Source organism: Neotamlana sargassicola, assembly GCF_020523965.1.
In the GTDB taxonomy this organism is placed as follows: Bacteria; Bacteroidota; Bacteroidia; order Flavobacteriales; family Flavobacteriaceae; genus Neotamlana; species Neotamlana sargassicola.
Genome location: NZ_JAJAPX010000001.1, coordinates 37,023 through 54,870 on the forward strand (window position 1 = coordinate 37,023; position 17,848 = coordinate 54,870).

At 33.3% G+C, this 17,848-nt stretch carries 15 protein-coding genes; 4 read left to right on the forward strand and 11 right to left on the reverse strand.

The annotated features are described in order from the left end of the window. Nucleotide 1: 1 nt before the first annotated feature. From LG651_RS00185 to rsgA, 4 genes are all read right to left on the reverse strand, one after another. Complete coding sequence (locus tag LG651_RS00185; RefSeq protein WP_226694148.1) at nt 2–1,924, reverse strand: DUF3857 domain-containing protein; 1,923 nt, start codon at nt 1,922–1,924, stop codon at nt 2–4. 21 nt (nt 1,925–1,945) lie between these two features. Beyond that, nucleotides 1,946–3,859, reverse strand: a complete 1,914-nt coding sequence (locus LG651_RS00190; protein ID WP_226694149.1) for a DUF3857 domain-containing protein — start codon at nt 3,857–3,859, stop codon at nt 1,946–1,948. 160 nt (nt 3,860–4,019) lie between these two features. Next, nucleotides 4,020–4,472 carry a D-aminoacyl-tRNA deacylase gene (dtd, locus tag LG651_RS00195; RefSeq protein ID WP_226694150.1) on the reverse strand — a complete coding sequence of 151 codons (453 nt, stop codon included), beginning with the start codon at nt 4,470–4,472 and terminating at the stop codon, nt 4,020–4,022. 3 nt (nt 4,473–4,475) lie between these two features. Further along, nucleotides 4,476–5,426, reverse strand: a complete 951-nt coding sequence (gene rsgA, locus LG651_RS00200; protein ID WP_226694151.1) for a ribosome small subunit-dependent GTPase A — start codon at nt 5,424–5,426, stop codon at nt 4,476–4,478. 87 nt (nt 5,427–5,513) lie between these two features. Here rsgA and LG651_RS00205 point away from each other — a divergent pair, with 87 nt between their 5' ends. Continuing rightward, nucleotides 5,514–5,966: a hypothetical protein gene (locus LG651_RS00205; protein WP_226694152.1), complete on the forward strand. Its 453-nt coding sequence runs from the start codon at nt 5,514–5,516 to the stop codon at nt 5,964–5,966. Between the two features lie 36 nt (nt 5,967–6,002). Here LG651_RS00205 and LG651_RS00210 read toward each other — a convergent pair whose 3' ends face one another. The 4 genes from LG651_RS00210 to LG651_RS00225 all read right to left on the reverse strand — a co-directional run bounded on the left by LG651_RS00210 (nt 6,003) and on the right by LG651_RS00225 (nt 9,994). Next, on the reverse strand, nt 6,003–7,085 hold the full coding sequence (locus LG651_RS00210) for a bifunctional 3-deoxy-7-phosphoheptulonate synthase/chorismate mutase type II (protein WP_226694153.1): 1,083 nt from the start codon (nt 7,083–7,085) through the stop codon (nt 6,003–6,005). Nucleotides 7,086–7,172: 87 nt separating this feature from the next. Continuing rightward, nucleotides 7,173–8,024 carry a prephenate dehydrogenase gene (locus LG651_RS00215; protein ID WP_226694154.1) on the reverse strand — a complete coding sequence of 284 codons (852 nt, stop codon included), beginning with the start codon at nt 8,022–8,024 and terminating at the stop codon, nt 7,173–7,175. Continuing rightward, the gene (locus LG651_RS00220; protein WP_226694155.1) at nt 8,025–9,170 is read right to left on the reverse strand and encodes a pyridoxal phosphate-dependent aminotransferase; all 1,146 of its coding nucleotides are present in this window, start codon (nt 9,168–9,170) and stop codon (nt 8,025–8,027) included. Continuing rightward, nucleotides 9,167–9,994, reverse strand: a complete 828-nt coding sequence (locus tag LG651_RS00225) for a prephenate dehydratase (RefSeq protein ID WP_226694156.1) — start codon at nt 9,992–9,994, stop codon at nt 9,167–9,169. Before LG651_RS00225 ends, LG651_RS00220 begins: the two co-directional genes overlap by 4 nt. A gap of 322 nt (nt 9,995–10,316) precedes the next feature. Here LG651_RS00225 and gldA point away from each other — a divergent pair, with 322 nt between their 5' ends. From gldA to LG651_RS00240, 3 genes are all read left to right on the forward strand, one after another. Further along, nucleotides 10,317–11,210 carry a gliding motility-associated ABC transporter ATP-binding subunit GldA gene (gene gldA, locus LG651_RS00230; RefSeq protein WP_226694157.1) on the forward strand — a complete coding sequence of 298 codons (894 nt, stop codon included), beginning with the start codon at nt 10,317–10,319 and terminating at the stop codon, nt 11,208–11,210. A gap of 146 nt (nt 11,211–11,356) precedes the next feature. After that, nucleotides 11,357–13,447 (forward strand): phosphate acetyltransferase, encoded by a 2,091-nt coding sequence (gene pta, locus LG651_RS00235; RefSeq protein WP_226694158.1) that lies wholly within the window; start codon nt 11,357–11,359, stop codon nt 13,445–13,447. A gap of 5 nt (nt 13,448–13,452) precedes the next feature. Then, the gene (locus tag LG651_RS00240) at nt 13,453–14,640 is read left to right on the forward strand and encodes an acetate/propionate family kinase (protein WP_226694159.1); all 1,188 of its coding nucleotides are present in this window, start codon (nt 13,453–13,455) and stop codon (nt 14,638–14,640) included. On the opposite strand, the gene LG651_RS00245 is transcribed toward LG651_RS00240, so the two are convergent. From LG651_RS00245 to metF, 3 genes are read right to left on the reverse strand one after another with little or no spacing between them, the layout of a single operon-like run. Beyond that, a complete protein-coding gene (locus LG651_RS00245) occupies nt 14,626–15,372 on the reverse strand; it encodes a head GIN domain-containing protein (RefSeq protein WP_226694160.1) in 747 nt (248 codons plus the stop codon). The two genes, LG651_RS00240 and LG651_RS00245, sit on opposite strands and share 15 nt — an antisense overlap. A 14-nt stretch (nt 15,373–15,386) precedes the next feature. Further along, complete coding sequence (locus LG651_RS00250; protein WP_226694161.1) at nt 15,387–16,487, reverse strand: acyloxyacyl hydrolase; 1,101 nt, start codon at nt 16,485–16,487, stop codon at nt 15,387–15,389. Between the two features lie 30 nt (nt 16,488–16,517). Next, nucleotides 16,518–17,471 carry a methylenetetrahydrofolate reductase [NAD(P)H] gene (gene metF, locus LG651_RS00255; protein ID WP_226694162.1) on the reverse strand — a complete coding sequence of 318 codons (954 nt, stop codon included), beginning with the start codon at nt 17,469–17,471 and terminating at the stop codon, nt 16,518–16,520. Nucleotides 17,472–17,848: the final 377 nt, after the last annotated feature.

Below are 17,848 nucleotides of genomic sequence, written 5' to 3' on the forward strand. Positions count from 1 at the left end.
TTTAAACTTTAGTTAATACAACTTGCTCCTCTTCTTTAATCACTATTTGATTAAAAAATTCTTTCAAAAATAAATATTTATCCGGACCTATCATAGCTCTATTAATTTCTAACGAAGCAGCTAACTGCATCATACTACCATTAACAACTACTTTAAATTTAAAATAACCTAAATTGTCTGGAATTTTAAGATAAAGTGGAGCTGGTACAGATTCGGCAACATAACCTTCTGGCAATTTTACCGTGATATTATACTTGTCTTGAAATGGGAACCCAAAATCCATAGGAAATTCTCTTTTTTCTAATTTAAAAGGGTTCTCTTTTTGTTTTAAAAACAATATTGGATTAACATACAATTTATCTCCAACACTACTGGCTAAACTTTCATGTTTAAAATTGAAGGTTTCCATAACGTAACCTTCTGCTGTATCGGTATTTTTGGCTTCGTAATTAGAAATTTCAATATTATCTAGTTTTTCTTCCTTTTTTGCCACAAACGCGTCAATATCTTCATTTTTAAAACGCTTTCTAAATAACAGTGCATTATGGTTTGTGTATCTGGCTCGTATTTTACCTTCAAACGCCCCATCTTCAGTTAACGTTCCACTTAGCATATTTAATTCTTCGGCAATTGGCGGTTTACTAATATCTATACTTTTCCAAACCATATTATTATTATCAATATAAATACCCTTCCAGTTATAATCTTTAATTGGTAAAATATTAATATCACTAAACTCGCTAGTGGCATCTAAAAAGTATGCTTTACCATTAATTTCGGCATGTGCAATAACATAGTTTAGCCTGTCTATTGTTGGAAAAATAGGTATAATATTGTCTTTAGTACTCAGCACAACAGGGTTTGCGTTAATACCTGCATATCGCAGCATTGCAACTAAAGTTAAATTAACATCGGCAGCATTTCCTTTACCTTCTTGCAATGCTTTTTTTATTCCTTGATAAAAGTATTTACCGTCCATATTGTTCCATTTAATATGGCTTTTAACATAATTAAAAACAGCTTTCATTTTATCCTCTGGTAATGCTACATTGGCTAAAATAGGGTCAAGCTCGTCGTCGAACGATCGTGATTTATCTAGTTGTGTTTCGTAATCGTTAGTATTACCAATAGTTTTAGCTACATCGGCCCAAGATGATGAGTATGTTTTATGCACTACACCTGGAATTATAATAGATTTTAACTCAAAAACAACGCCTGCTCGGTAATTATCAATATTATCTACAAAACGTTCTTCTTTTAAAGCTGGAACATGCACCAAATTATACTCCTTAACACGTGTATCGTTATAAGATTTACCAGGTTTACCATAAAAAGGAATAAATCCTTTTATTGTTTCTTTAAAATTTAAACCATCGGGTGTGCTAATTGAAGCTTCTACTTTTTTAATCGGGATGTCGTATTGCAATACAAACTCATCAATATTCCAGATAAATGGTGACGTAATTTTGTATTTAAACTCGATAACACAGCCTTCTTTTATGTTAGGCATAGAAAACTTAACCTCGTTATAGTTATAATTTACTTCTGTTTCAAAAATTTGTTTCTTGTCTAAACTTGTTTTTTCTATTTGTCCATCTATAAGATTATAAGTAACAGCCTTTAAACCGCTAACTATTTCTTCAGAATTTCCACTTTGATATAAATCTATAAAGTGCGTTGCGTAATCAAACCCATCTTTATTATATATTTTTATACGCTCATGAATTTCGGTTACTAAAGTTGACTCTACCGCGTTAAACGAAAAATAAGTGCTTTGTTTTTTATATAGTACAGCTGCATTTGCCGATGGATCTTGCAAATACTTTTCTTCTTGTAATTCTTCTTTTGAAACTTTGCCGAATTTAAAATCTTGAGCAAAAGTTATTTGAGCTATTAAAATAGCAATTAAATAAAGGTTTTTCATTTTATAGAATTGATTGGTTGGTTAACTAGATTTTTTTAATACAATTTTAGAATTATCGTTTTTAGCAACTTGTTTTCTAAAATCGCGATACTCATCGTATTCGGATTTTGGATATGTACCGCTATTAATTTGAAGTTTACGGTGATAGTAAATTTTAGAGTTTTCAAATTTTACAGCAACATTATAAACACCGTATTTGTTCTTAATAGTTACATTTTTGGGTAAAGCTTCAATTTTATAACCTTCTGGTATTTGGTAAACAAAGCTATCTTCATCTAAATAACCACGTTGTATTTCTAAAGGTAATTTTCGGCTTACATACCGCTTAGGAACATACGTGTTTTTATTAAACGCATTTATAGTCATAAACAACCTATCGCCTGTAATTTTTGCGTAATTTCTGGCCGATACCTTTAAATCTTCTTCAAACACTACCCTATTTTTATCGTTATTGAATTTATATTGTTCCACATCAAGGCTATTTACATAATCCCAATGCTCTTTGTAATATTCCTTTATGTCTTTATCTGATTCTCGTTCGAGCGTAAACCTATTATCGTATTGGGTACCGTAAGTGGTTCGTTTTAAAACCGAACTCATACTACCGTCGTTTAAAATTTTTATCTCGGCATTTGTAATTTGTGCATTTAAAGAATCGGGATACATTGTTGTTTTAACAACTTCACTGGCATTTGGTTTTACCATTAATACATTTCGATTATCTGTAAATTCGCCAATAAAATTAAATGGGTGTACTTGACTTGTACAATCTACCCAAATTAAATCGTTGTCTGCTTTCGGGATTGCCAAAATAATATGATTTCCCTGTGCTAGGGAGGCAAAATCGGTTTCAAAATCTACAATATCTCTACCAGCTTGCACAATGCTATAATACGACTCTACCCCGGCAATATTTAACAATGCTTTAGTATAATTGGTTAACCCTTTACAATCGCCGTATTTAACTTGATCGACCTCTAATGCCGAAATAGGTTGCATACCACCTATACCAATTTGCACACTTATGTAACGCGTATTGTTTTGTACAAACTGAAATATTTTTTTTGCTTTTTCGATAGGGTCTGAAATATTAGCAGTTAATTCCAAAATTTTTTGTTTGGTTTCATCGGTAACCGCATCTCTTCCTTTTAAAAGCGCATTATTTACCCAATCGCCATATTCTAACCAATTTTTAGCTGTTCCTAAAACGCCGTAATACTGAAAGTTATCGACAGCTACTAAAACATGAGGTGTAAAATTTTCGAAGGACGGACTTAAATCTTCCGGTTTTAAAGCCTTCATATCTGATAAAGTATAATTTAAAGTATTTGTAGTGGTGTTTTTTTCAATTTTAAAACCATTAATATTCTTCTCTTTAAATCGAAGTCCTAAATTTGCATTATCGGTTAAACTGTAACTACTTTTTTCTATTGCAAAGTAATAATTGGTTATTGGGCTCCATGAAGGCAAACCAGCAGAGTTTGACGTTTCTATTTCTAAATCGAATTCTACTGTATATGGGTAAGTTGTAGGTGTATACCCCATAAATAATACCCTAGAATCGGTGTATATCGAAAAACCATCTACAGCACTATGATCTATAAAATCTTTTTTCTTGAACTTTTTAATTTCGGAACCTAGAGCATTGTAAACAACGGCCTCAATTTTCTTTATTTTAAAGTGTTTACTGTACCCAGCACTAGCTTGCACCAAATAATCGCCACTTTCGTTTAATACTGTTATAATACGTTTTTCAGTAAAAGTTACGTTGTCGACAGCGTTAATAACTACATCTAAATTTTCGTAACGTAAAACGGCGTTTGCATTTTTTGTAAGATGGTCGGGAAGGGTTAAACTTGTTAATAAGTTTTCTTGAGAAAATGAAAAAGTTACCACTAAAAACAGCAGATAACAAACCTTGGTAATTTTAACCATAAAAAAGTTTTAAGTCTTTTTAATTACTATATCTATTGATAAGAAAAATTAATTGAGAGACAAACCACTTTTATGTTTAGGTTTATTAAAATTCTTATTTCTGTTGAGAAATTTATAAAAAGTTATTTAGTTATTTAAGAACTTTTCGATAAAAGGTAAATTATTCTCTATTTTTTGAATCTATAATAATGGTAACAGGACCATCGTTAAGAAGCTCTACTTTCATGTCTGCACCAAATTGTCCAGTTTGTACTCTTTTTCCTAAATCGACCTCTATTTGCTTAACAAAACTTTCATATAACGGAATGGCAACATCTGGTTTTGCTGCTTTTATATAACTAGGACGATTGCCCTTTTTTGTAGAAGCATGTAAGGTAAATTGGCTAACAACAATAATATCGCCTTCAACATCTTTTACAGACCTATTCATAACTCCGTTTTCGTCGCCAAATATGCGCAGATTAACTACTTTATTGGTAAGCCATTTTATATCGTCTTGCGAGCCCTCGTTTACAATGCCCAGTAAAATTAAAAGCCCAGTTTTAATATTGGCTACTTTTTCACCTTCAATAGTAACACTTGCTTTGGTTACACGTTGTATTACAATTTTCATGTTTTAATCGTTATCCCAATTATCTGTTCGGTAATGCTCTTCGTCTCCTTCAATAATTTGCAAATAGCTTCGGTAGCGCGAAAAGGCAATCTCATCGTTATCTAAAGCGGCTTTTACAGCACATTTTGGTTCTTTTACGTGTAAACAGTTATTAAACTTACAATCTTGTTTAAGTTTAAATATTTCAGGAAAATAGTCGCCCACTTCTTCTTTATCCATATCTACAACTCCGAAACCTTTTATACCCGGCGTATCAACAATACTAGCATTAAAACTTAAGTCGTACATTTCGGCAAATGTTGTTGTATGTTGCCCTTGCATGTGCTGGGTTGAAATTTCTTTTGTTTTTAAATTTAAGGATGGTTCTATAGCATTTACCAAAGTAGATTTACCAACCCCAGAATGACCAGAAAACATACTCACTTTCCCTTCCATTAAGGCTTTAACCTTATCTACATTTTTTCCTGTTTTTGCAGAAACACCGATACATTCGTAACCAATTTCACGATAAATATGCGCTAAATAACGTACCTCATCAAGGGTTTCTTTATCGTAAGCATCAATTTTATTAAAAAGAAGAATGGTTTTAATAGAATAGGCTTCGGCTGTAACTAAAAACCTATCGATAAAACTGGTTAATGTTGGCGGATTGTTTATGGTTATCATTAAAAAAACCAAATCTAAATTTGATGCAATAACATGTGTTTGTTTAGATAGGTTTACAGATTTACGTACAATAACATTTTTGCGATCGTGTATTTTATGTATAACGCCGGTTTCTTCGTTATTGTTAGTTTCTAAATCAAAATCTACAATATCGCCGACCGCAATAGGATTAGTACTTTTTATACCTTTAATACGAAATTTACCTTTAATTCGGCATTCGTAGCTTTTACCTAACTCGGTTTTAACGGTGTACCAACTTCCGGTAGATTTATAAACTTTACCTGTCATTAATTACAATTATGTTACAAAATAACAACTTTTAAACTTAATAAAAGATTTATATTCGCTCACTATTAATAAAATCAATCAATAAACATGAAAAAAATTTTAATTGCTTTAAGCTTTTCTTTATTTGCTTTTTTTGAAATTAATGCTCAAGTAGAGTACAAAGTTATAACAAGTGTTGAATCTATTGTTCCTAGCGGGTTGGGACGCTCTAGACTAATTTCGGCAAATGCTGAAAGAGATTATGAAGATTTTACCTCGGAACAAACTGAAGAAGATAATACCAGAAATAAATCGAAACGCGGCGACATAAGAGTAAAAGATTTTGAAGAAACAAAACTTTTAAATTTTTACAATATTGCCGGTATTCGTTTTCAAAATATCGTATCGAACGATGCTATTATTGGTTCTAAACTAAATACCATGACAGAAGAAGGCTGGGAATTAGCTTTTGTTACAAGCGCTGTTGAAAGTGATAGTGGAAAAGATGATGGCCAAGGTATTTTTATTACCAGATACATCTTTAAAAGACTTAAAAAATAAAAACAAAAAAGCCTCGCAATGCGAGGCTTTTTAAATTTATCCGTTAATTATCTTTTCTTGATGGTTAATTGATTCTTGGTGAATCGCCTTAAACATTTTTAAAATAAACTCTTCACTTAAACCATGTTGCTCTCCTTCAAGTACCATTTTACCTAAAATTTCGTTCCAACGTTTAGATTGTAAAACAGCTACGTTTTTCTTTTTCTTTAAAGCACCAATAGCATCGGCAGCAACCATTCGCTTACCGATTTGCTCGATAATTTGGTTATCGATAACATCAATTTGTGTTCTTAAGTTATTTAAAGCACTGTTGTACTCTGCTTCTTCATCGCTTTCTTTACGAATTTTTAAATCTTTCATGATTTGCACTAAAGTTTCTGGTGTTACTTGTTGTGCTGCATCACTCCATGCATTTTCTGGATCGTAATGCGTTTCAATCATTAATCCATCAAAATTTAAATCTAAAGCAGTTTGCGATACATCAAAAATCATATCACGCTTACCTGTAATATGCGAAGGATCGTTGATTAATGGAATATCTGGGAATTTATTCTGAAATTCGATTGCTAACTGCCATTCTGGAATGTTACGGTATTTTGTTTTTTGGTATGTTGAGAATCCTCTATGAATAGCTCCAATATTTTTTACACCAGATTTGTAAATACGCTCGATACCACCTAACCATAAAGATAAATCTGGGTTTACTGGGTTTTTAATTAAAACTGGCTTATCTGTACCGTTTAAAGCATCTGCAATTTCTTGCATAATAAAAGGAGATACTGTTGAACGTGCACCAATCCATAATAAATCGATATCATGCTCTAAAGCTAATTTTACGTGAGCCGCGTTGGCAACCTCTGTACAAACCTTCATTCCGGTTTCTGCTTTTACTTTTTGTAACCATTTTAAACCTAAAGCGCCAACACCTTCAAAGTTTCCTGGGCGCGTTCTTGGTTTCCAAATACCTGCTCTAAAATAGCTTACATCTGTATTTTTTAGCTCGTGAGCAATTTTTAGTACTTGTTCTTCGGTTTCTGCACTACATGGTCCTGCTATTACTAATGGATGATCTAGATTTAAATCATCTAACCATGTTCTCATTTCTTTTGTGTTTTCCATAGTGTTTAAAATTTCAAAAAATAAAATTCCAAAGGGATTTATGTTATAATTAGTCTTGGTATTTAATTTTTTTAGTTTCTGTGTTATTTAATTTATTCCTTTTAAAATATCTTTTATATAATTTGTGTTTTCCATTTCGTTGTAAATGGCCTCGAAATTATCTTGCTTCATTAACTCTTTAAACTGTGTTAAGTTGGCAATATATTCTTCTAATGTTTCGATTACATTTGCTTTATTTTGCTTAAAAATTGGCGTCCACATGGCTGGCGAGCTTTTTGCTAAACGTACTGTTGAAGCAAAACCACTTCCTGCCATATCGAAAATATCGCGCTCGTTTTTTTCTTTTTCTATTACCGTTTTACCCAACATAAACGAACTTATGTGCGATAAATGTGACACGTAAGCAATGTGTTTATCGTGTGCTTCCGGATTCATGTAACACATACGCATGCCTATATTTCTAAACAGTTCTAGAGCCTTTTCTTGAAGCTTAAATGCTGTTTTTTCTACTTCGCAAATAATATTTGTTTTACCAACAAACAAATCGTTAATTGCTGCGCTCGGGCCAGAAAATTCGGTTCCGGCTATAGGGTGCATTGCTAAATAATTACGACGTTTTTCATGGTTTTCAACCGCTTTACAAATATCTAGTTTTGTTGAACCAACATCTACAACTAAAGCATTGTCATTTACTTTATTTAAAATAACTGGCAATAATTTTTCGGTAGCATCAACAGGAATCGAAACAATCACCAAATCGGCATTTTCAAGATCGTCTAAAGTGGCTTTTTCATCAATTAAACTTAATGATAATGCTTCGCTTAAAACCGCATCCTTTTTATCGATTCCGTAAACCGTAACGCTCGGGTCTTGTTTTTTAATATCCTTTACAAGACTTCCTCCTATTAAACCAATGCCTATTACAAATATGTTTTTCATTTAACTAACTCGTGTTATGGCTTCTTGTAAATCTTCGGTTGAGGCACAAAGTGAAAAACGAATATATCCCTCGCCTTGACTACCAAAAATAGTACCTGGTGTTATAAAAATATAATGCTCTTTTAAAATCATATCTATATATTCCTCGGACTTCATATATGCCGGTAATTTTGCCCAAACAAACATACCCGATGCCTCTTTACTAAATGTACAATTTAAAGCTTCGGCTAATTGCCAAACTAATTCGCGACGTTTTTGGTACACACTGTTTAAGGTTGCAAACCACATATTAGAACAGTTTAAAGCTTCTATAGCACCTTTTTGAATACCGTAAAACATTCCAGAGTCCATATTACTCTTTACCTTTAACACATGGCTAATTAGCTCACCATCGCCAACAACCATACCAACACGCCAGCCAGCCATATTAAATGTTTTACTTAAAGAGTTTAACTCTAAACACACCTCTTTGGCACCTTCAACACTTAAAATACTTGTTGGTTCTTGGTTTAAAATAAACGCATAAGGATTGTCGTTAACAATTAAAATATTATGCTTTTTAGCAAAAGCCACTAACGTTTCAAACACGTATTTTGAAGGTTTTGCTCCTGTTGGCATATGCGGATAATTAACCCACATTAATTTTACTTTACTTAAATCTTGTTGCTCTAAAGCTTCAAAATCTGGCATCCAATTATTCGCCGCATCTAAGTTGTACAAAACACCTTTTGCGCCTACTAATTTTGTTACCGATTGGTATGTAGGATAACCTGGATTTGGAATTAACACTTCGTCGCCTTCGTTTAAAAATGCCATTGAAATATGCATAATACCTTCTTTACTACCAATAAGCGGTAATATTTCGGTATTTGGACTAAGACTTACCTTAAAGTTTGATTTATAAAAATTAGCCATGGCTTGTCTTAGCTCTGGTAAACCTTGGTAACTTTGGTATTTGTGTGCCGCAGGATTTTTTAAGCTATCTACAATAGCATCAACAACCTTTTGTGGTGGTTGTAAATCTGGGCTTCCTATACCTAAATTAATTACGGGTTTACCATTGGCAATCATTAAATTAACCTCCCGTAATTTTTTCGAGAAGTAGTATTCTTCAACGGTATGTAATCGGTTTGCTACTTCAATCATAGCTTTGCATTTTTATATTCGCCTAAAACTTTAAAGTCTTCGGCCATTATGTTTATTATCGATTTCGCTTTATCGAAATCTGAATATCTTTCAAAAGTAACATCAACAAAAAAGGCGTATTTCCACGGTGTTTCGGCAATGGGTAACGATTGTATTTTGGTTAAATTTAATTTACAATCGCTCATCACATTTAAAATTGTTGCCAAACTACCGCGTTTATGATTTGCAGTAAACTTTAACGACACTTTGTTAATTTCATTCTGAGGCACTTCAGAATTTTTACGTTTTACAATGGCAAAACGCGTTTCATTATGCTTTATAGTTTGTATGCTATGTGCTACAATATCTAAATCAAAAATTTCTGCTGCCAAAACACTAGCTATTGCTCCTACTCCTTTTAATTGCTTTTCGCTAATACGTTGCGCAACCTCGGCTGTATCTTTGTCTTCAACCAATTTAATGTGCGGATATTTTCTAAAAAAGGCCTTACACTGCAATAATGCCATAGGGTGCGAATAAACCTCTTTTATATCTTCAATATTTTGTCCTTTTAGCGCCATTAAATTGTGCTGAATATCTAAATAATGCTCACCAACTACATGTAAACCATAATTATCGATTAACGCATAATTAGGAATTATAGAACCCGCTATAGAATTCTCTAACGCCATAATTGCGGCATCACATTCTTTAGTTATTAAGGCATCTACCACTCTATCGAACGTTAAACACTCGATAAGAGACACTTGGTTTTCAAAAAATTGCTCTGAAACAATATGATGAAACGACCCTTTTACACCTTGTATAGCTACTGTTTTAATCAACTTTATTTAGTTATTTTAATTTTTCAAGTAATTCTTGAACAAAAAAAAGTCCCGATTTTCATCGAGACTCATATTAAAATTTATTTTATAAATTATACATACAACGCCTCGTTTCTTCCGCTAAAAAAGAAATAAAAGAAATTGATAAAATATGTATAATGTACTGTCATCGTCTTAATTATGCTGCTAAAGTAGTTATTTATTTAAAAACACAAAGCACTTGTATAGATTTTTTATGTACATATTAAAATTTTTTAAGATTTTACAGCAAAACTCGCATTACATTGTATAATAATTTATTTTTGAATAAATATTTTTAAATATGTCTATTGAAGTTAACGGGATAACTAAACTTTACGGAAGCCAAAAAGCTCTAAACAATGTAACATTTAAAGTAAACAAACCTGAAATTGTTGGTTTTTTGGGACCTAATGGTGCTGGAAAATCGACAATGATGAAGATTTTAACTACTTATATTAATGCAAATCAAGGTGAAGCAAAAGTTAACAACCATGATGTTAACCAAAATAAAAAACAAGTACAGCAAAGTGTAGGCTATTTACCCGAGCACAATCCGCTATACTTAGATATGTATGTAAAAGAATATTTAGCGTTTAACGCATCTATTTATACGGTTGGCAAACAACGAATAAAAGAGGTTATAGAACTCACCGGATTAACGCCCGAATCTGATAAAAAAATAGGACAACTCTCAAAAGGATATCGTCAACGGGTTGGTTTAGCAAATGCCATGTTACACGATCCGGATGTTTTAATTTTAGATGAACCCACTACTGGTTTAGACCCAAACCAGTTGGTTGATATTAGACAATTAATAAAAACCATTGGCCAAACAAAAACTATATTTTTATCTACACATATTATGCAAGAGGTTGAAGCCATATGCGAACGTGTAATAATAATTAATAAAGGAGAAATTGTTGCCGATAAAAAACTTAAAGATTTGCGTAACGAACAAGAACAAGTCGTAATTGTAGAATTTGATTACCGTGTTGAAGATGCCTTTTTAAAACGATTACCAAAGGTTAGTCATGTTGTAAACACGCACGATTTTGTTTATGAAATTACGTTTAAAACCTCAGAAGACATGAGGTCACATGTATTCGATTTTGCACACGATAACCAACTAAAAATTCTTCAACTAAATCAAAAAAACGCAAATTTAGAAAGCCTATTTCGAGATTTAACCTCATAACAAAGCTTAGTTTTAATTAAATGACAATTATCAACTCTCACCCTTATTTTTAGTTTTAATTTTGTAATATTAATAACTCAAAAAGCAAATACCGTTATTCAAACTCATTCTAAATAACTATATTTGCAAACCCAAAAGAAAACAAAATGAGTAAAGGTATTTATGTAGCAACCATGGAATCGAACAGCGGAAAATCTGTTGTAGTTTTAGGTCTTATGCGTATGCTACTAGGTAAAACAGCAAAAGTAGGCTATTTTCGCCCCATTATAGAAGATGTTGAAGAAGGCCAGATGGACAACCATATTAACACGGTTATTTCGCATTTCGAAATAGATTTAAACTACAAAAAAACCTTTGCTTTTAAACGCAGTGAAGTTTTAGATCTTTATAACCAAGGTAAAGCAGGTTTCGTAATTGATGAGATTATAAAAAAATACAAACGCCTCGAAGAAAATTTCGATTTAGTTTTAGTTGAAGGCACCGATTTTTCGCATGAAAATTCTAGTTTAGAGTTAGACATTAACATGCTAATATCTAAAAACTTAGGGTTACCTGTAATTATTGTTATTAATGGAAGCGGTAAAAAAGAAAAAGATTTATTAGACAGTGTGCAACTTGCCCACGATACCTTTACCGAAGAAGTCGATGTACTTTCCATAATGGCCAATAAGGTAAACGCAGAAGATCTTAAAACCTTAAAACGTAAATTAAAAGAGCGTATAAACTCTAAAACCAGTATTTCGGTAATCCCTAAAATAAATAGTCTTGAAAACCCAACTTTAAAAGAAATTGCGAAAGCCTTAGATGCTAAAGTTTTATTTGGTAAAGACATGTTAAACAACCAAGTACAAAGCTCGGGTGTTGGTGCCATGCAATTACGCAATTATATTACCAAATTAAAAGAAGGCTCGCTTGTAATAACTTCGGGCGATCGTGCCGATATAATTTTAGGCTCCTTACAAGCTCATATTTCTAAAAATTACCCTGCCATTTCTGGAATTGTTTTAACTGGTGGATTAATTCCTGAAGAATCCATTTTAAAATTAATTGAAGGGCTTTCTAGTGTAGTCCCTATTTTAAGCGTAAACAAAGGCACCTTTAATGCTACAAATGCTATTGGTAAAGTAAAATCGAGAATTTACGCAGAAAACACAGATAAAATTAATATTGCCATTGCCACTTTTGAAAAGCATGTAAACACTAAAAAACTAGCAGACAGTTTAATAACTTTTACTTCAGAAATATTTACACCAAGAATGTTTCAATACAATTTATTACAAACTGCATTAAAAAATAAAAAACATATTGTTTTACCCGAAGGTCATGACGAACGTGTGTTACGCGCAACAACTAAATTAGTTGCAACGCAAGTGGTAAACATTACCTTAATTGGTGAAGAAGATAAAATTAAAGAGCGATTAATTAGATACGACATTCCTTTAGATATCGAAAAAGTGAATATAGTTTCCCCAACAACATCACCTCATTTCGATGATTATGTAAATACCTTTTACGAACTGCGAAAGCATAAAAATGTAAATCTAGATATGGCAAAAGATGCCATGTCCGATGTGTCGTATTTTGCAACTATGATGATACATAAAGGACACGCCGACGGCATGGTTTCGGGTGCAGTACATACCACACAACATACCTTGCGTCCGGCTCTACAATTTATAAAAACCAAACCTGGTGCTAATATTGTATCGTCTGTATTTTTTATGTGTTTAGAAGATCGCGTATCTATTTTTGGCGATTGCGCTATAAACCCCAACCCAAATGCCGAACAATTAGCAGAAATAGCAATAGCTTCGGCAGAAACAGCAAAAAAGTTTGGTGTAGAACCTAAAGTTGCTATGTTATCTTACTCTTCAGGTTCATCGGGTAAAGGTGAAGAAGTGGATAAAGTTAGAAAAGCCACCGAAATTGCAAAAACATTAGCACCACATTTAAAAATTGAAGGGCCAATTCAATACGACGCTGCAGTTGATATGCGTATTGGAAAAAGCAAACTACCAGACTCTGAAGTTGCAGGACAAGCTAGCGTATTAATTTTCCCAGATTTAAACACCGGTAACAACACCTACAAAGCTGTACAACGTGAAACTGGTGCCTTAGCCATTGGCCCAATGCTTCAAGGCCTTAATAAACCCGTAAACGATTTAAGCCGAGGCTGTACCGTCGATGATATTTACAGCACCGTAATAATAACCGCTATTCAAGCACAAGACCACTAAACTATATGCAAGTACTTGTTTTAAATTCCGGAAGTTCTTCTTTAAAATTTCAACTATTCTCTATGCCAGAAGAAACAATTATATGTGCTGGCGCCATAGAACGCATCGGATTTACAGACGCCATTTTCAAATTTAGTTCTAACCAAATTAATATTGAAACCGAAACTAAAATATTAACTCATAAAGCAGCACTAAAACTCGTTTCCAAAAATCTTTTAGATAAAAAAGAAGGTGTTTTAAAATCTGCCGACGACATAAACATTGTAGGACATCGTGTTGTACACGGCGGGATGTATTTTAACGATACAGTTGAAATTACCGCAGATGTAAAAGAAAAAATTAAATCTTTATCATCACTTGCTCCGCTTCACAATCCGGCAAACTTAGAAGGCATTATGGTTGCCGAAACCATTTTTCCTAGTGCCAAACAAGTTGCTGTATTCGATACGGCTTTTTTACAATCCATTCCTGAAAAAGCATATAAATTTGCTATACCAAACGAATTTTTAACCGAACACCATATTCGTGTTTATGGTTTTCATGGTACTAGTCATAAATATGTTTCAGAGCAAGCCAATGCCTTTTTAGGCAATACAGAATCTAAAATAATTACCATTCATTTAGGAAATGGGTGTAGTATGACGGCTATTAAAAATGGAAAAAGCATCGATCATTCCATGGGCTTTTCACCTTTAGATGGTTTAATTATGGGAACGCGTTCTGGAGAAATCGATCCATCTGTTTTATTTCATCTAAAAGATACTTTAGGTTATAGCATGAAACAAATAAACACACTTTTAAACAAAGAAAGTGGTATGCTTGGTTTAACTGGCTATAGCGATTTAAGAGATATTGAACTTAAGGCTTCGGAAGGCAACGACGATTGCAAATTGGCTTTAGAAATGAATGCCTACCGGATAAAAAAATACATTGGAAGCTATGCTACCATATTAAACGGGTTAGATGCCATTGTATTTACAGCTGGAATTGGGGAAAACTCGTCGCTCATTAGAAAGTTAGTTTGCGACGATTTAGACTTTTTAGGCATACAATTAGATGAAGCTAAAAATGATTTAAGATCACAAAGTATTAGAGCCATTAACACGAAAGATTCAAAAGTAAAAGTACTAGTTGTACCAACTAACGAAGAGTTAGAAATTGCAAAACAAGCCGTTCAATTATTCGTAAATTAATCGCCCAGTATATTGTTGTTCAACCTCAACAATTGGCGGCGTATTTACTAAAATAACATCACCAGTGCCCGATATTTTCCCTCTTAAAGATTGTATCGGGTTTAATACCATATCGTTGGAACTACGATTCCAAATAACTACATTTTGCGCCTCTAAATTACGACCTTCAAAACGCGACGTACCTGCAGCAAACGTTACATTCATGCTATTGGTTTTACCCGAAACAAAACAATTAGATAACCCGTTGAACACCAACCTAAAACTATTATTATCTATCTCCAAATAAAACTCTCCACTCAAAAAGGTATCAGATTCGGTAAAATCTTCAGAATAAATAGTCAAACTCGGATAAGTTAAAACACCATTAGAACGCACCGCATATTGGGTAGAACTTCTTATTTCTGTAATATTTGGTGCTGTAACATAAAATTTAGTTACACCGTAATCGCGAACATAATTACAACTATTGTTATCGGTTAAAACTAATTCTCCGTCTGTAACAACTGCGGTAACATCATTTAATAAATTTTCACCGGTTTCAACCTGTACGCTTTGTGTTGCTCCTTCTGTTAGAATTAATTCAATATCTCGATTTACCCAAATTTTAGTAAACTCATTTACAACAAATTCATGCTCTACTACAGCTCCAGACTTCTGAAAACAATCATTGGCATTTTCGCTATTACAAGCCAAAAGAAACAATGCACAAATTATGTAACTTAACTTTTTCATTTATATTAAAAAAACTACAACCTAACTCCAACTCCAAATTCAACCGCTTCAGCTTTAGCCCCGTGCGATTTTAAGGTTATTGCTCCAAAAATTTTATTGCCAAAATATCGTTTTAAACCTATTCGCATGTACATGCGCCCTTCAAAATCGAAAGGATAATATACGTAATATCCCAATTGGGTTAATAAGGACATTTTATTTATAAACAACTCATGGCCAGCAAAAACACCCACACGTTTATAGTCTTCATCTCCCGACACATTTTCTTCTGGCACCGATACGCTTTGGTAATAAATTAACTCTTCCAGAAACTTCGAGAAAAACACATCGGTTCCTAATTGCAGTGCGCTTTTTCGGTTAATTCGTTTATCTACATATCCAGAAAATATATAAAAAGGAAATTGCCCCATACCAACCACGTCGCTTTCGTTTACACCAAACCTAAATGCTACATTATATTTTAAAAGTTCTGTAAATTTTCTATCTGTGGAATCTAATGTATTTTGGTATTCTGGCTCAACTGCATCTAAATTATACGTAACTCCAGCATTAAAGGCCACGGTATTTGTGCTGGCATTTGGCGCTTTTACATTGGCGTTGGAATAGTGAATTAAACTTACACCAGCCATAAAGCCAAACCTATTAAAAATACGTTCCTTTTTAAAATTAAGCATAGCAAACGTACTGCTCATTAAATGACTTCCGTAGGCTACATTCCTAAAATTACTTTCCTTATCGTAAGTTTTATCGGCGTAAGCTAAACCTTGACCAATACGAAACATAAGGTTTCTGTTAAAAAAGTAGAAATTATAATGCGCATACAACGAAGCTAACGTACCTAACACATCGGGGTTTTTCATGTTTTGGTAGGCATAAGTTACGCCATAATCTGGATAATTATAGCGCTGTTCCCAATCTTTAAAACCATAAGTTTTTTTACTCCAACCAATAATATAACCTTCCGGATGCCCTTGTATTAAATGTAAAATATCGTTGTTATGCAAAGCAATATTACCCTTAAAATAACTCACATCAACGTAAGACGACTGTGTTTTATTCTGTGCAAAAACAGCAATAAAACTAACACATAACAGGGCAGATAATAAAAACTTCATTAATAGGTTTTGTACCGTAAAAGTAATTATTTAAAATAAAGCTTCGGCTATAGCCTGCACATTATCACTTTTTCCCATAGAATAATAGTGTAAAACTGGTACTCCTGCAGCTTTTAATTCTTTCGATTGTTTAATGGCCCACTCAATACCAACTTGTCGCACCGCTTTATTATCCTTACAAGCATCAACAGCATTAATTAATTCTTCTGGTAAATCTATACTAAACACATGGGGCAATAATTGCAAATGCCTATTAACAGCAAGCGGTTTTATACCTGGAATAATTGGAATATTAATGCCAGCTGCTTTAGCCATTTCAACAAAATCGAAATACTTTTGGTTATCAAAAAACATTTGAGTTACCACATAATCTGCTCCAGCATCAACCTTAGCTTTTAATCGCTTTAAATCGGTTTGTAACGATGGTGCTTCCATATGTTTTTCTGGGTAACCTGCAACACCAATACAAAAATCGGTTTTAAACTGGGTTAAATTTTCTTCATGCAAAAACTTACCATTATTAAGGTCGGTGATTTGTTGCACCAATTCGCAAGCATAGGTATGGCCACCTTTAGTTGGCTCGAAATATTTTTGGTGTTTCATAGCATCACCACGAAGCGCCACCACATTATCAATTTCCAGATAATGGCAATCTACCAACATATACTCGGTTTCTTCTTTGGTAAAACCACCGCACAAAATATGCGGCACCGGATCAACGTTATATTTATGCTTTAAACTTACCGAAATACCAAGAGTTCCTGGGCGTTTTCTAACTGTTTTGCGGTCTAAAAGTCCGTTTTTTTCAACATAAACATACTCTTCACGCGAGGTGGTTACATCAATAAATGGCGGATTAAACTCCATTAGCGGATCGATATTGTTATACAAATCCTGAATATTTTTTCCCTTTACCGGTGTTACAATCTCAAACGAAAACAAGGTTTTTCCGTTGGCCTTTTTAATATGTTCTGTTACCTTCATAACTCGCTTTTATAATTTCCGCAAAGGCGGAAATCTCTTCAATGATTATTATTTATTTTTTTGGCGTTACCCCGCCCCGAATATTCGGGGTCGGGGTCGCGCTTTCCGTTATATCTTTTTCTCGTTCCTCAAAAAAGGATGCCACTACAATCGCTAACGCGGGCTTGCCAAAGGTACAATTTCAAAAAATCATGACTTTTGGCTAACCTTGGTATAAGGCTTTTTTCAAACCTATCAAGTTATAAAAACTTTACAGGTCTAAAAACGAAATCTTGTTACAATCCCGACAAAAATCAGAACAAGAAAACAACGTTAACTTTAAAAAGATCCTGAAACGAGTTCAGGATGACACATCCAACGTGTTATTACACAAAATA

Bases quoted from the DNA above. Each gene is read 5' to 3' on its own strand.
- LG651_RS00215 (WP_226694154.1), bottom strand. From the start codon at position 8,024: ATGAAAAACATATTTGTAATAGGCATTGGTTTAATAGGAGGAAGTCTT.
- LG651_RS00185 (WP_226694148.1), bottom strand. From the start codon at position 1,924: ATGAAAAACCTTTATTTAATTGCTATTTTAATAGCTCAAATAACTTTT.
- dtd (WP_226694150.1), bottom strand. From the start codon at position 4,472: ATGAAAATTGTAATACAACGTGTAACCAAAGCAAGTGTTACTATTGAA.
- LG651_RS00190 (WP_226694149.1), bottom strand. From the start codon at position 3,859: ATGGTTAAAATTACCAAGGTTTGTTATCTGCTGTTTTTAGTGGTAACT.
- metF (WP_226694162.1), bottom strand. From the start codon at position 17,471: ATGAAGGTAACAGAACATATTAAAAAGGCCAACGGAAAAACCTTGTTT.
- LG651_RS00245 (WP_226694160.1), bottom strand. From the start codon at position 15,372: ATGAAAAAGTTAAGTTACATAATTTGTGCATTGTTTCTTTTGGCTTGT.
- LG651_RS00240 (WP_226694159.1), top strand. From the start codon at position 13,453: ATGCAAGTACTTGTTTTAAATTCCGGAAGTTCTTCTTTAAAATTTCAA.
- LG651_RS00210 (WP_226694153.1), bottom strand. From the start codon at position 7,085: ATGGAAAACACAAAAGAAATGAGAACATGGTTAGATGATTTAAATCTA.
- LG651_RS00205 (WP_226694152.1), top strand. From the start codon at position 5,514: ATGAAAAAAATTTTAATTGCTTTAAGCTTTTCTTTATTTGCTTTTTTT.
- pta (WP_226694158.1), top strand. From the start codon at position 11,357: ATGAGTAAAGGTATTTATGTAGCAACCATGGAATCGAACAGCGGAAAA.
- rsgA (WP_226694151.1), bottom strand. From the start codon at position 5,426: ATGACAGGTAAAGTTTATAAATCTACCGGAAGTTGGTACACCGTTAAA.
- LG651_RS00250 (WP_226694161.1), bottom strand. From the start codon at position 16,487: ATGAAGTTTTTATTATCTGCCCTGTTATGTGTTAGTTTTATTGCTGTT.
- gldA (WP_226694157.1), top strand. From the start codon at position 10,317: ATGTCTATTGAAGTTAACGGGATAACTAAACTTTACGGAAGCCAAAAA.
- LG651_RS00220 (WP_226694155.1), bottom strand. From the start codon at position 9,170: ATGATTGAAGTAGCAAACCGATTACATACCGTTGAAGAATACTACTTC.